The 13,155-nt window shown below is 74.0% G+C and carries 9 protein-coding genes; 4 read left to right on the top strand and 5 right to left on the bottom strand.

Annotated features, from left to right (window positions below):
* The 3 genes from OERS_RS22105 to OERS_RS16330 form a co-directional block, all read left to right on the top strand.
* A partial coding sequence (locus OERS_RS22105; protein ID WP_322788308.1) for a 5'-nucleotidase occupies positions 1–1,138 on the top strand: 1,138 nt, incomplete at its 5' end.
* Positions 1,139–1,147: 9 nt separating this feature from the next.
* Positions 1,148–2,008, top strand: coding sequence for a DUF1353 domain-containing protein (locus OERS_RS21820; RefSeq protein WP_068627042.1), 861 nt, complete (start codon positions 1,148–1,150; stop codon positions 2,006–2,008).
* A gap of 62 nt (positions 2,009–2,070) precedes the next feature.
* On the top strand, positions 2,071–4,152 hold the full coding sequence (locus OERS_RS16330) for a glycerophosphodiester phosphodiesterase (RefSeq protein WP_139107892.1): 2,082 nt from the start codon (positions 2,071–2,073) through the stop codon (positions 4,150–4,152).
* 27 nt (positions 4,153–4,179) lie between these two features.
* Here the strand turns inward: OERS_RS16330 and OERS_RS21250 are convergent, their stop codons facing one another.
* The 3 genes from OERS_RS21250 to aceA form a co-directional block, all read right to left on the bottom strand.
* Positions 4,180–4,794 (bottom strand): hypothetical protein, encoded by a 615-nt coding sequence (locus OERS_RS21250; protein WP_068627038.1) that lies wholly within the window; start codon positions 4,792–4,794, stop codon positions 4,180–4,182.
* A gap of 764 nt (positions 4,795–5,558) precedes the next feature.
* Positions 5,559–7,322 carry a malate synthase A gene (gene aceB / locus OERS_RS16320; protein ID WP_083201552.1) on the bottom strand — a complete coding sequence of 588 codons (1,764 nt, stop codon included), beginning with the start codon at positions 7,320–7,322 and terminating at the stop codon, positions 5,559–5,561.
* 109 nt (positions 7,323–7,431) lie between these two features.
* Complete coding sequence (aceA, locus tag OERS_RS16315; RefSeq protein WP_248948671.1) at positions 7,432–8,847, bottom strand: isocitrate lyase; 1,416 nt, start codon at positions 8,845–8,847, stop codon at positions 7,432–7,434.
* A 177-nt stretch (positions 8,848–9,024) separates the two neighbouring features.
* Here aceA and OERS_RS16310 point away from each other — a divergent pair, with 177 nt between their 5' ends.
* The gene (locus OERS_RS16310) at positions 9,025–10,551 is read left to right on the top strand and encodes a helix-turn-helix domain-containing protein (protein WP_083201551.1); all 1,527 of its coding nucleotides are present in this window, start codon (positions 9,025–9,027) and stop codon (positions 10,549–10,551) included.
* A 77-nt stretch (positions 10,552–10,628) separates the two neighbouring features.
* Here OERS_RS16310 and OERS_RS16305 read toward each other — a convergent pair whose 3' ends face one another.
* Both OERS_RS16305 and OERS_RS16300 read right to left on the bottom strand, forming a co-directional pair.
* On the bottom strand, positions 10,629–12,239 hold the full coding sequence (locus tag OERS_RS16305; protein WP_083201550.1) for a methionine--tRNA ligase: 1,611 nt from the start codon (positions 12,237–12,239) through the stop codon (positions 10,629–10,631).
* 258 nt (positions 12,240–12,497) lie between these two features.
* Positions 12,498–13,136 (bottom strand): TetR/AcrR family transcriptional regulator, encoded by a 639-nt coding sequence (locus OERS_RS16300; protein ID WP_068627036.1) that lies wholly within the window; start codon positions 13,134–13,136, stop codon positions 12,498–12,500.
* Positions 13,137–13,155: the final 19 nt, after the last annotated feature.

Genomic DNA, 13,155 nt, shown 5'->3' with positions numbered 1-13,155 from the left:
TCCCGAAGGAGCCCCCGTGCCGCCCTACGACCTCGACCACCGGCTCGTCGTCGGCGTCGCCTCGAGCGCGCTGTTCGACCTCTCGACGTCCCAGCGCGTCTTCGACGAGCAGGGCATCGACGCCTACCGCGCCTACCAGGACAGGTACCGCGACCGCATGCTCCGGCCAGGCGTCGCGTTCGAGTTCGTCCAGCGGCTCCTGAGCCTCAACGACCTGTCTCCCGCCGCGGGCGACCCGCTGGTGGAGGTCTTCATCCTGTCCAAGAACGACCCGTCCACGGGCCTGCGCGTCATGAGCTCGGTCGAGGCCCACGGGCTGCCCATCAGCCGGGCGATCTTCACGCAGGGCGTCGCGCCCTACGCGTACATCCCCGCGCTCAACATCTCGCTGTTCCTCTCGGGCGACGCGGGCGACGTGCGCACGGCGACCACGCTGGGACACCCGGCCGGGCAGGTCCTGGGGAGCGCCGCCGTCGGGCGGGGCGCCTCGTCCGGCCCGACGGCGCAGCGCACGTCCGGCGCTCGCGTCGCCCTGGGCGACGCACCGGTCGCGGTGGAGCCGGCGGTCGAGGGGGCCGTGATGGGCGACGCGACCGCCGACATCTCCGCAGAGATCGCCACCGACGCCGAGGTCGGGGAGCTGCGCGTGGCGTTCGACTTCGACGGCGTGCTCGCCGACGACAGCGCCGAGCGCATCTTCCAGTCGGGCGGGCTCGCGCAGTTCCACCAGTACGAGAGCGCGCGCAAGATCACCGAGCACCACGCCGGACCGATCCTCCCGTTCCTGCGCGCGCTGAGCACCATCCAGCGACGCGAGGAGCAACGGGTCGCCGAGGACCCGGGCTACCGGCCCCGCGTGCGCGTCTCGATCGTGACGGCCCGCAGCGCGCCCTCGCACGAGCGGGCCGTCAACACGCTGCGCTCGTGGGGCGTCACGGTCAACGACGCGTTCTTCCTGGGCGGCGCGGACAAGGGCCGCGTGCTGCGCGTCCTGCGGCCGCACATCTTCTTCGACGACCAGCGCGGGCACCTCGACCCCGTGGCGCGCGAGGTCGCGAGCGTCCTGGTGCCGTACGGCGTGACGAACGAGGTGGCGCCGCCCGCGCCCGACGCCCCGGCGCTCGTCCCCGCCGGCTGAGGGAGCGCCATGCCCTTCCTCGCCCCGCTCCCGGACGACCCCGACCGCTGGACCACGGCCTCGACGGTCGACCTGCGCCAGCTCCCCGTGACGGGCCGCTGGAAGGTGTGGTTCGAGGTCCTCACCGCGTTCGGCCACAGCTCGCGGCCTGCCGACGAGCAGACGGCGGGCGGCCCGGTCTGGCGGCGCGCGAGCGTCGAGCAGACCGTGCCCGCGGGACTCGTGACCGACCTCGCGTCGGTGCCCGTGCCGCTGTGGGGCGTGATCGCGAGCTACGGCCGCCAGACGCTCCCGGCGATCCTGCACGACGCGGCCTCGCGGGAGCTCGCCACGTCCGACGCCCCTGCGAGCGCTCGTCGAGCGGCCCGCCGAGACGCCGACCACCTCTTCCGCGAGACGCTGCGCCAGTCGGGGACGGGCCCCGTGCGTCGCCTGCTCATGTGGGCTGCGGTCCGGCTCTTCGGGCACCTCGGTCTCGCGATCACGTTCCTGCTGTCCGTGGTCGCGGGGCTCGCGGCGCTCTGCCTGGGCGCCGCCGGAGCCGGGACGCCGTGGGTCCTGGGCGCCGGGACCGTCGCAGGGGGCGCGGCCGCCGCGCTGCTCGTCCAGGCCGTGCTGCTCGGCGTCGAGAGCCGACCCGCCCCGGACGGGAGCCGTCCACGGTGGGTGCCCGGCGCCGTCGGGAGCCTGCTCGGCGCGGCCGCGACCGGCTTCGTCGCGCTGCCGCTGCTGCTTCCGCTGATCGTCCTCACGACCGTCGCCGAGCTCGTCGTGGGCGCGGGCGAGGGCGGCCGCGGCGGCGTCCGGGCGCAGGGCGTCCCGACCGCCGGGCTCCCGGCCACGCGCATCACCTACACGTCGCCCGGGTGAACTCGCCCGCGCAGGTGGTGCGCGGTACGAACGGCCCACCCACGCGACCGTAGGCTTCGCTCGTGCCACCAGCCGCCCGTCCGACCGCCCCCCGCACTGCCCCGACCCGCTCGGGCATGCCGCGTCCCGACGGCGACGCCGCGCGGCGCTCTGCCCGCGACCGACCGCAGCGCACCGCGCTGCTCGGACCCGCCGCGCGCACGGTCCGCGCGCACCTGCCGACGTACCTCGGGGCGGTCCTGCTCCTGCAGGGCGCGGCGGCGCTCGTCGCGGTCCCGCTCATGGTGTGGCTGTTCGACGTGGCGCTCGCGGCGGCGGGCGCCGGCGCGCTCACGCACCTCAACGTGCTGCGCGTCCTGTCGAGCCCGGTCGCGGTGCTCCTCCTGCTGGTCGTGGCGCTCGTCGCGTCGGTCGTGGTCCTGTGCCAGCAGGGCGCGTTCCTCGCGATCGGCGCCCGGCTGCGCGCGGGCGAGCCCGTCTCGGTGCGGGCCGTGGGCGCCGACCTCGCGCGCACGAGCCGCAAGCTCCTCGGCCCCCAGCTCCTGCTGTTCGTGGGCTACTTCTTCGTGCTCGTGCCGGTGGGCAACTTCGGGACCGCGGCGTTCCTGGTGCGCGGCATCGCGATCCCGGAATTCGTGGTCGGGGAGCTCCTCAAGTTCGACGGCGGCGTCTACGTCTACCTCGCGTTCCTCGCGGGCGTGCTGTTCCTGAACCTGCGACTGGTCCTGACGCTCGCGTTCCTGCTGACGTCCGACGCCTCGGTGTCCGGCTCCATGGCCGCGAGCTGGCGGGCGACGCGCGGGCTCTGGCCGCGCCTCCTGGGCACGTTCGCGGTGGTCGCGCTCGGCGTGGTCGTGGTCGCGGCGGGCATCGTGATGCTCGCGCTGGTCCCCACGCGCGTCGCCGACCTGGCTGCGCCCGGTGCCGCGCCGGTCGTCGCGGGCGTGACGCTCACGGTCGTGCAGGTGGTCGGGTTCGTGCTCGTGGGCTTCGTCGCCGCGCTGCTCACGCAGGTCGTGGTCGTGGTCGCGGGGGAGCGGCGCGAGTCGCTGCCCGACGGCGCAGCTCCTGTCGGCGACGCCTCCTCGCCCGGGCCGGTGGCCGGCTCCGCGGGGCCGTCGGTGTCCGGGGACGCGGACCTGCGGGACGGCGAGGCCGGTCCGGCGGAGGAGTCCGCGGGTCGTTCGGTGACGGCGGGCAGGGGCTCGTCGGGCTCGTCGGGCTCGTCCGGCTCGTCGGGCCGCGTGCCGCCCGTCCTCGGGAGCGGGTGGGCGAGCCGGCCGCGCGGGGTGCGCGCCGCCGTCGGGCTGGGGGCCGTGCTGGTGCTCGTCGCGGTCACCGCGACCAACACCCGAGCCATGACGACCCTCGCGCGCGAGGAGCCCGGCGCGGTGATCGCGCACCGCGGCGACCCGGGCGGCGGCGTCGAGAACTCGATCGCGTCGCTCGAGTCCGCCGCGGCGCTCGGCGCGGACTACGTCGAGCTCGACGTCCTCCAGGCCGCCGACGGCGGGCTCGTCGTCTTCCACGACCTGACCCTGCGGCGCCTCGCGGGCTCCGACCGCGCCGTGCACACCATGACGCTCGACGAGCTGACCTCGACGACGATCCGCCAGGGCGGGTTCGAGGCGACCATCCCGTCGCTCGAGGAGTTCGTCGAGCGCGCTCAGGAGCTCGACGTGCCGCTCCTGGTCGAGCTCAAGGCGCACGGCCACGAGACACCGACGTTCGTCGCGGACGTCGTCGCGCTCCTGCGGGCGCACGGCGTCGCGGACGACTACCTGGTCCAGTCGATCTACCCCGAGCAGGCCGACGAGGTGCACGCGCTCGGCCCGGAGATCGCGGTCGGGTACGTCGTCCCGTTCCTGCGCGGCCCGCTCGGGGTCCTGCCCGTCGACTTCGTCGCGATCGAGCAGTCGTCGGACACCACGCGCGTGCGGGCCGAGGCGCGTGCGGCCGGGATCGACGTCTACGTGTGGACGGTCAACGACCCGGCCGCGATGCGGGCCCAGCTCCGCAGCGGCGTCGACGGCATCATCACGAGCAGCCCGCGCCGCGCCGTGGCCGAGCGCACCGCGGTGCGCGACGACCTGGCCCTGTCGGCACGGCTCGAGGACAAGCTGCGCGACGCGCTCGCGTGGTGACGCCCGGCCCTCGAGGAGCGCGGTGCCTCAGGACTCGGTGATCGCCACGTCGGTGGACAGGTGGACCGGCATGTAGTCGTCGACCGCGAGGACCCACAGGCCGTCCGCCCCTGCGGGGACCTCGAGACAGACGTTGCCCTGGGCCGAGTCGTCGGTGCCGATCAGGCCCGTGCCGACGAGGGAGTCGGGGACGTCGCCGCAGCCTTCCGTGTACTCGTTGCCGTCCCGGTCGACGAACCAGAGGTCGATCGACCCGTGGGCCGTCACCGTGCTCGACGGCCCGAGGTACATCGCGTCGACCGGGACGATCCAGTACTCCATGCCGTCGGCCGGGGACACGTTGACGTCGTTGTGCGCGAGGATCTCGGCGGTCGCCTCGTGCGGGATCTCGAGCAGGACCGACCACTCGTCGGTGTACACCTCGCACTCGAGCGCCCACGGGTCGTCGAACGTCCCGCCGTCCTCGCCCGCGACCTGGTCGTCGCCGTGCCCGTCCCACGCCTCCTCCTCGTCGGGGGCCGGACCGGCAGACCACGGCTCGGCCGCAGCGTCGGCGAAGAGCTCGTTGCCCGCCACCACGGCCAGGGTCACCGCGGTCGCGCCGACGCCCCCGATCAGCAGGCCGGCGACCCCCGCGAGCACCCCGACCAGGACGCGCGAGGGGCCCGGCGTCCTGGTCGTCCCGTCCGCCGGGAAGCCCGCGGCTCCGTGACTCGGGGTATGCGGGCGCGGGGGACCGTACGGGTTGGGCGCCCCCGGTGCGGCCGAGAGGGGTGATACCTGCCCGGGGTACGGGCTGCTGCCCGACGGGGGGATGCCCGGGGCGACGTCTGGGTGGGTGGTGGTCCGTGCGCTCGCCGGAGGCTGGGCGGGGCTGCTCGGCGGAGCCGGGGCGGCTGGGGGGACCAGGGCCGGCGGCTGCTGCGGTGCCGGTGCCGAGGTCGGCGGTAGCTGCGTCGTCGGCGGTTGCTGTGCTGGCGGTACGGGCCCGGCGGGCGTGCCGGCTCCGGACTCGGGGTGCGGGGACGAGGGCGGGGCGAACAAGTCACTCACGGATGCTCCACGGTGCGACGGGACCGGCTGGTCCGGGAAGGGTGTCGCTCGGCAGCTCGCGCGCCGCGCGCCCGGATCATCCCACCTGGGGGCGGCTGCGCGCCAGGGGTATCCGTGCAGGCCAGGACGTCGGACCGGGCTGGGCCAGCGCCGCTGCCGCTGCCGCTGCCGAGCACGAGGTTCCGCGCACACGAGAACGAGGTTGTGGTCGCTATCCCCTCGATAACGACCACAACCTCGTTCTCGGCACCCGCGGGCACTCGGCACCCGCGGGCACTCGGCACCCGCGGGCACTCGGCCCCCCGAGCCCCCAGCCGCCCAGCCCCCGCAGGCACCGGCCCGCGCTCAGGTGGTCAGCCCTCGCGCGGCCCGTCCACGGCCGACCCGACCAGGAACTGCGAGTACGCCCCGATGGTCAGGAACGTCGGGAAGTCCTCGGCGAGAGCGACGGCACGGAACACGTGCGCGGCCTCGTCGACCCGGTTGCCCTCCCCGCGCGGCAGGTCGTCGACGACCTCTGCGAGCAGCGCCTCGACGCGGGCCCGCGTGATGGGCACCCCGTTCTCGGTGCGCGTCCCGGACGCGATCCACTGCCACACCTGCGAGCGGGAGATCTCGGCCGTCGCGGCGTCCTCCATGAGGTGGTCGATCGCCGCGGCGCCCACGCCGCGCAGCCACGACTCGATGTAGCGCACGCCCACCGAGACGTTGGACCGCAGCCCGGCCGCGGTGACCGTCGCGCCCGCACGGCGCACCGACCCGATGTCGAGCAGCTCGTGCTGCCCCACGCTCACGTCGTCGCGCAGCCGCGAGACCTGGTGCGGCTGGTCGCCCAGCACGGCGTCGAACTCGGCGCGCGCGACGGGGATGAGGTCGGGGTGCGCGACCCAGGTGCCGTCGAACCCGTCGCCGGCCTCGCGCCGCTTGTCCGCGCGGACCTGCTCGAACGCCTTCTCGGTCACGTCGGGTCGGCGGCGGTCGGGGATGAACGCGCTCATGCCGCCGATCGCGTGCGCCCCGCGCCTGTGGCACGTCGCGACGAGGAGCTCGGTGTAGGCCCGCATGAACGGGGCGGTCATGGGCACCTGCGAGCGGTCGGGCAGGACGTACTGGTCCCCGCGCGTGCGGAACGACTTGATGACCGAGAACAGGTAGTCCCAGCGGCCCGCGTTGAGCCCCGCGCAGTGGTCGCGCAGCTCGTGGAGGATCTCCTCCATCTCGAACGCGGCGGGCAGGGTCTCGACGAGCACGGTCGCGCGGATCGTCCCCTGCTCGATCCCCAGGTACTCCTGCGCGAACACGAACACGTCGTTCCAGACCCGCGCCTCGCGGTAGCCCTCGAGCTTGGGCAGGTAGAAGTACGGTCCGCGGCCGCGCTCGACGAGCTCGCGTGCGTTGTGGAAGAAGTACAGCCCGAAGTCCACGAGCGACGCCGAGGCCGAGACCGCCACGCCCGCGCGGTCGACGTAGCGCAGGTGCTTCTCGATCAGGTGCCAGCCGCGGGGCCGGAACACGATGGTCGGCAGGTCGGTCAGCTCGGTCGAGCGCAGCGCGTACTCTCTGCCCTCGGGGGACGTGAACGCGAGCGTGCCGCGGATCGCGTCGTGCAGCGCGAGCTGGCCCTCGATCACGTTGCGCCACGTGGGCGATGACGCGTCCTCCTGGTCGGCGAGCCACACCTTGGCGCTCGAGTTGAGGGCGTTGATCGCCATCTTGGGATCGGTCGGGCCGGTGATCTCGACGCGCCGGTCCTCGAGGCCGGGAGCCCCGTGCGAGCCGGCGACGCGCCACGACGGGTCGTCGCGCACGGGCCGGGTCGCGGCGCGGAAGTCGGGGTCGATCCCGTCGGCCACGTCCTGGCGGCGCTGCTGGCGGTCCATGAGCAGCCCGTGGCGGGCGGCCAGGAAGCGGTCGTGCAGGGCGGTGAGGAACTCCAGGGCGTCCGGGGTCAGGATCTCGCGGTAGCGCGAGCCCAGGTGTCCGGTGACGTCCAGGGTGCCCGACGGCGTCGCGCGCCGCGCGTCGTCGTCGCGCCCGTGGTGGTGGCCGGGGTGCTGACCGGCCGGGGTGCGTGACGTCGTCGGGCCGGACGAGTGGGTCGTGAGGGTGCTGGTCATGGCGGGCTCCGATGGTCTGTGCCGCGAGGTAGAGGGAAGTCGTCGAGGTAGAGGGCTGGAGCCCTCTACCTCGACGCGAGACCTCTACCTCGGCGAGGCGGGGTGGGGCTTAGTGGAACTGGGCGGTCTCGGTGGACCCGGCGAGCGCGAGGGTGGCGCTGTCGGGGTTGAGAGCCGTGGCGACCCGGTCGAAGTAGCCGGTGCCGACCTCCCGCTGGTGGCGGGTGGCCGTGTAGCCGTCGACCTCGGAGGCGAACTCGGCCTCCTGCAGCTCGACGTAGGCGCTCATCGCGCGGTCGTTGTACCCGCGGGCGAGCTCGAACATGGAGTGGGACACGGCGTGGAAGCCGGCCAGGGTGATGAACTGGAACGCGTAGCCCATCGCGGCGAGCTCCTTCTGGAAGCTCGCGATCTGGGCGTCGTCGAGGTGCTTCTTCCAGTTGAACGACGGCGAGCAGTTGTACGCGAGCTTCTTGTCGGGGAACTGCGCGTGGATGGTCTCGGCGAACCGGCGGGCCAGCTCGAGGTCCGGCTCGCCCGTCTCGACCCAGATGAGGTCGGCGTACGGGGCGTAGGCCAGGCCGCGCGAGATGACCGTGTCGATGCCCGGACGCGTCCGGTAGAAGCCCTCGGCGGTGCGCTCGCCCGTGAGGAACTCCTGGTCGCGGGGGTCGACGTCGGAGGTGATGAGGTCGGCGGCGAGCGCGTCGGTGCGGGCGATGATGACGGTCGGGACGCCCGCGACGTCGGCGGCGAGGCGGGCCGCGTTGAGGGTGCGGATGTGCTGCGAGGTCGGGATGAGGACCTTGCCGCCCAGGTGGCCGCACTTCTTCTCGGACGCGAGCTGGTCCTCCCAGTGCACGCCCGCCGCGCCGGCCTCGATCATCGAGTGCATGAGCTCGTAGGAGTTCAGGGCGCCGCCGAAGCCGGCCTCGGCGTCGGCGACGATGGGGGCGATCCAGTCGCGTTCGGGCGTCCCGAGGGGCGATTCAGCGGTCTCGATCTGGTCGGCGCGCAGGAGCGCGTTGTTGATGCGGCGCACGACGGCCGGGACCGAGTTCGCGGGGTAGAGCGACTGGTCCGGGTAGGTCTGGCCCGACAGGTTGGCGTCGGCCGCGACCTGCCAGCCGGAGAGGTAGATGGCCTTGAGGCCCGCACGCACCTGCTGCACGGCCTGGTTGCCGGTCATGGCGCCGAGCGCGGCGACCCACTCCTCGGTGTGGATGAGGTCCCACAGCTTCTCGGCGCCGCGACGGGCCAGGGTGCGCTCCTCGCGCACCGAGCCGCGCAGGGCGACGACGTCCTCGGCCGTGTAGTCGCGCTGGACGTCGGCCCAGCGAGGGTCGGTCGACCAGGAGAGCGCGAGGTCGGCCGCGGACTGACGCTGGTCGCCGGCCCGTGCGGGGGAGCTGACAGAGGATGCGACGGGGGCCGTGACGGCCTCGGTCCGGGAGGCCGCGGACGCCGGGCGGGGCGTGGCGTACTCGTTCTCGGAGCGACGGCTGATGATGGGCGGGGTGGTCACGGGGTGCCTCCAGAGCTTCGTTGCGTGCGGTGGTACTCGTTCCGGTCGCCGCTCGGGGTGAGCGGTGGCCGTGGAACGACCTTCCTTCGCCGCGCAAGGGGTCCACAAGGACTTCTTTCGTAGAAGAAGTCGAGTTCTTCTGTTGTGCGCAAGGAGTGACGTGTGTCACCCTCAGTCATGGCAACTGAACCCGGCCCGGCGCAGAAGATCGCTGCGCCGCCCCGCGAGAACCGCGGCCTCCTCGGCGGCACGCTGGCCGTCGAGGACGAGGCCGACGCCCTGACGATCGGCCGCCGCATCCGGCACCTGCGCACCGAGAAGGGCATGACGCTCGACGACCTGGGAGCCGCGATCGGGCGGGCACCCTCGCAGGTGTCCGTGATCGAGAACGGGCGACGCGAACCCAAGTTCTCGCAGCTCCAGGCCATCGCACGCGCGCTCGGCGCGAGCGTCGAGGACCTGCTCTCGGCCGAGCCGCCCACGCGCCGGGCGGCCCTCGAGATCGAGCTCGAGCGTGCGCAGCGCGGGCCGCTGTTCGCCTCGCTCGGGCTGGGCGCGGTGCGGGTCGGCAAGTCGCTCCCGAGCGACGCGCTCGAGGCCATCGTGGGCCTCCAGCGAGAGCTCGAGCGCCTGCACACCGAGCGGGCCGCGACCCCCGAGGAGGCGCGCCGCGCGAACACCGAGCTCCGCGCGACCATGCGAGCCCAGGACAACCACTTCCCCGAGCTCGAGACCACCGCGCGCGAGCTGCTCGACGGCGTCGGGCACGCCCGCGGTCCCATGTCGCAGCGCGTGGCCGCGGACCTCGCGACGCACCTGGGCTTCTCGCTGCACTACGTGCACGACCTGCCGCACTCGACCCGCTCGGTCATCGACCTGCGCCACCACCGCGTGTACCTGCCGAGCACGGGCACGCGCGCGTCGAGCGACCCGCGCTCGGCCCTGCTCCAGGCGCTCGCGTCGCACGTCCTGGGCCACCACGAACCGCGCGACTACGCCGAGTTCCTGCGCCAGCGCGTCGAGGCCAACTACCTCTCGGCCGCGCTGCTGCTGCCCGAGCGGGACGCGGTCAAGCTCCTCAAGGAGGCCAAGGACGCCCGCGAGATCTCGGTCGAGGACCTGCGCGACGCGTTCTCGGTCTCCTACGAGACCGCGGCCCACCGGTTCACGAACCTCGCCACGACGCACCTGGGCATCGGGGTGCACTTCATGAAGATCCACGAGTCCGGGATCATCCACAAGGCCTACGAGAACGACGGCGTGCGCTTCCCCGCGGACCCCCTCGGCGCGGTCGAGGGCCAGTACGTGTGCCGCAACTGGACCGCGCGCACGGTGTTCGCGGTCGAGGACCGCCTGAGCCCGTTCAGCCAGTACACCGACACCCCGACCGGCACCTACTGGTGCACGTCGCGCGTCCAGGACTCCGACGACGGCCAGTTCTCGGTGAGCGTGGGCGTGCCGTTCGCGCACGTCAAGTGGTTCCGGGGGCGCGAGACGAGCGAGCGCACGGTCTCGCGCTGTCCCGACGAGTCGTGCTGCCGGCGACCGCCCGTGGCGCTGACCGAGCGCTGGGGCGAGCAGTCGTGGCCCAGCGCGCGCCCTCACGCGAGCATGCTCGCCGCGATGCCGGTGGGGGCGTTCCCCGGGGTGGACCAGACCGAGGTCTACCGGTTCCTGGAGGCGCACGCACCGGCTCTCCGGTAGCCGTCTGCTGGGTGCGGAGCAGGTGTCGTGCGCCCCGGCGTGCCGCGACGGCTGCTCCGCACCCAGCAGGACGCGGGTCAGCCCAGGCGCGGGAAGACCGGGTCGGGGCTGCCGACCCGGTCGTCGCCGGCCCTCTGCCCGCCTGCCGCCGCGGCCGGGAGGAGCTGCTCGCGGAGCCGCGCGGCGCCGTCGGGCACGAACGGCGAGAGCTCGGCCGCCACGACCCGGCACGCCTCGACGAGCCGCGCGAGCACCTCGTCCAGTCGTCCACCCGCGTCCGTGCCCCCGGCGCGCTCGCGGGCTGCGAGCTCCCACGGCTTCTCGGCGTTGACGTACCGGTTGGCCGCGTCGACGATGCGCCACACGGCCCCGGTCGCGGTCCGCAGGTCCGCGTCCGCGAGGGCCGCGTCCACGGCAGGGGCGACCTGCCCGACGGCGGAGCCCAGCTCGTCGGGTGCGCTCGCCCGGGTGCGGGGGAGCGCGGGTACGACGCCGTCCCGGAACCGGTGCACGAGCGTGAGCGTGCGGTTGACCAGGTTGCCCACGCCGTGGGCCAGCTCGTCGTCGTGCCGCGCGACGAGGCGCTCGGTCGTGAACTCGGCATCGCCCAGGAGCGGGACCTCGCGCGCGAACCACCAGCGCAGCGCGTCGGTGCCGTAGGCGTCCACGAGCCCGACGGGGTGCACCGCGGTGCCCGCGGACTTGGCGAGCTTGGCGCCGCCGGCCGTGACGTAGTCGTGCACGTGGATCGTGGTGGGCAGCGGCTCGCCCGCCGAGAGCAGGAGCGCGAGCCAGTACACCGCGTGGAAACGTGTGATGCCCTTGCCGATCACGTGCACGCGCTCGTTGCCGCCGGACCACCAGGTGCGGTAGTCGTCCGCGGCGCCCGGGTCGGCCTGGTCCGAGCCGTAGCCCAGCGCGGTGACGTAGTTGGTCAGCGCGTCCCACCACACGTACACCACCTGCGAGGGGTCGCCCGGCACGGGGACGCCCCACCCGTCCGAACGGGCTGCTGGCCGCGAGACGCTGAAGTCCTCGAGCCCGGCGTCGATGAACGCGAGGACCTCGTTGCGCTTGGCGGCCGGGTTGATGCGCACGCGCCCCGTCGCGATCTCCTCACGGATGCGGTCGCGGTAGCGGGACAGCCGGAAGAACCAGTTCTCCTCGACGACGCGCTCGGGCAGGGGCACGTGCTCCGGACAGCGGCCCGACGCGTCGAGCTCGTCGGGGGTGTAGAACTGCTCGCAGCCCGCGCAGTACAGGCCCTCGTAGGAGCGTCGGTAGAAGTCGCCGGCCTCGGCGCAGCGACGCCACAGAGCCTCGACGCCCGGCCGGTGACGGGGGTCGGACGACGTCGACAGGAAGTCGTCCGTGGACAACGACAGCGCGGGGCGCAGGGCGCGGAAGTCCTCGACGCGCTCGGCGACGAATCCCCCGACCTCACGGTCCGCGGCGCGGGCGGCGCTCACGTTCTTGAGGGCGTGGTCGTCGGTGCCGGTCAGGAAGCGGGTCGGCCGCCCGCGCAGGCGTGCGTGGCGAGCCAGGACGTCGGTCTGGACCAGCTCGAGCGCATGACCCAGGTGCGGGTCGCCGTTGACGTAGGGGATCGCGGTCGTGACGTAGAAGGTGGGGCCGGCGGGCGGTGCGGTGCTGCCGGCCGGCGTGGGCTGTGCGGGCGGGACGGTCATGGCGCAGGGTCCTCTCGGGGACTGCGGCACCTCGGCGGGTGCCTCGACGGACGCCTCGACCGCACCGGGCCCGGACACACGAAAGGCCTCGCTGCGGCGAGGCCTTGGGTGGTGACGAGCGCGGTCAGCGCATCACGAAGGGCCCCGGGTGGGGCGCATCATGACGGTCGACGAGTGGCTCATACGGTCGACCCTAGCAGGGGAGCGTCGGTGGCCCGAGAGCCCGGCGGCTCCCGTGCGGCGGTCGTGCAGCGGCGCTCACCGACCCGCCGTGCCCGACGCGTCGGACGGCGCCAGGAGCTGGCGCGCGAGCGCGTCGGCGGCCCAGTCCTGCCACGCCTGGGGGGACCATCCCAGGTCGAGCACGAGCGTGCCGTAGGTGTCGGGGCCGAGCAGCGTGTGGGTCACGTCGGCCGCGGCCTCGGTGCTGGTCCGGAGCGTCGCCTTGCGGGCGAGCGCGGTGGTCAGGGTCGCGGCGACGGTCCGCCGCTGCTCCTGGTTCGCGGCCCACAGGTCGGTCAGGGCGGGCAGGCCGGGCGCGGCGTCGCGCAGCACCCGCAGCAGCGGGGCGACGCGGTCCAGGACGGCCCGGGCGCCGGCGGCGTGCAGGGCGAGGTGGCGTGCGGGGTCGGGTTCGGCCAGCACCTCGTGCACCCAGGGCCGGTCGAGCGTCGCGACGTCGTCGTGGTCGCCCGCGACGCGCACGTCGAGCAGCTCCTTGAAGAGCGCGTGCTTGGTGCCGAACGTGTAGTAGATCGTCTGCGTCGCGACGCCTGCGGCCCGGGCGACGTCCTCGACCGAGGTGCGGGTCCAGCCGTTCTCGACGAAGAGCTCGTGCGCCGCGTCGAGGATGCGGGTGCGCGTCGCGCGGGCCTTCTCGGCGCGGGTGGGCGGCATGGGGACTCCTCGGGGACGA

Origin of the sequence: Oerskovia enterophila (assembly GCF_001692445.1) — a bacterium.
GTDB classification, from domain to species: Bacteria; Actinomycetota; Actinomycetes; order Actinomycetales; family Cellulomonadaceae; genus Oerskovia; species Oerskovia enterophila.
This window is presented reverse-complemented; position numbering and strand designations above follow the sequence as displayed.

What these genes read in the sequence shown, in the direction of transcription:
- OERS_RS21820 (WP_068627042.1), top strand. Translation starts at nt 1,148, where the DNA reads ATGCCCTTCCTCGCCCCGCTCCCGGACGACCCCGACCGCTGGACCACG.
- aceB (WP_083201552.1), bottom strand. Translation starts at nt 7,322, where the DNA reads ATGACCAGCACCCTCACGACCCACTCGTCCGGCCCGACGACGTCACGC.
- OERS_RS16310 (WP_083201551.1), top strand. Translation starts at nt 9,025, where the DNA reads ATGGCAACTGAACCCGGCCCGGCGCAGAAGATCGCTGCGCCGCCCCGC.
- OERS_RS16305 (WP_083201550.1), bottom strand. Translation starts at nt 12,239, where the DNA reads ATGACCGTCCCGCCCGCACAGCCCACGCCGGCCGGCAGCACCGCACCG.
- OERS_RS16300 (WP_068627036.1), bottom strand. Translation starts at nt 13,136, where the DNA reads ATGCCGCCCACCCGCGCCGAGAAGGCCCGCGCGACGCGCACCCGCATC.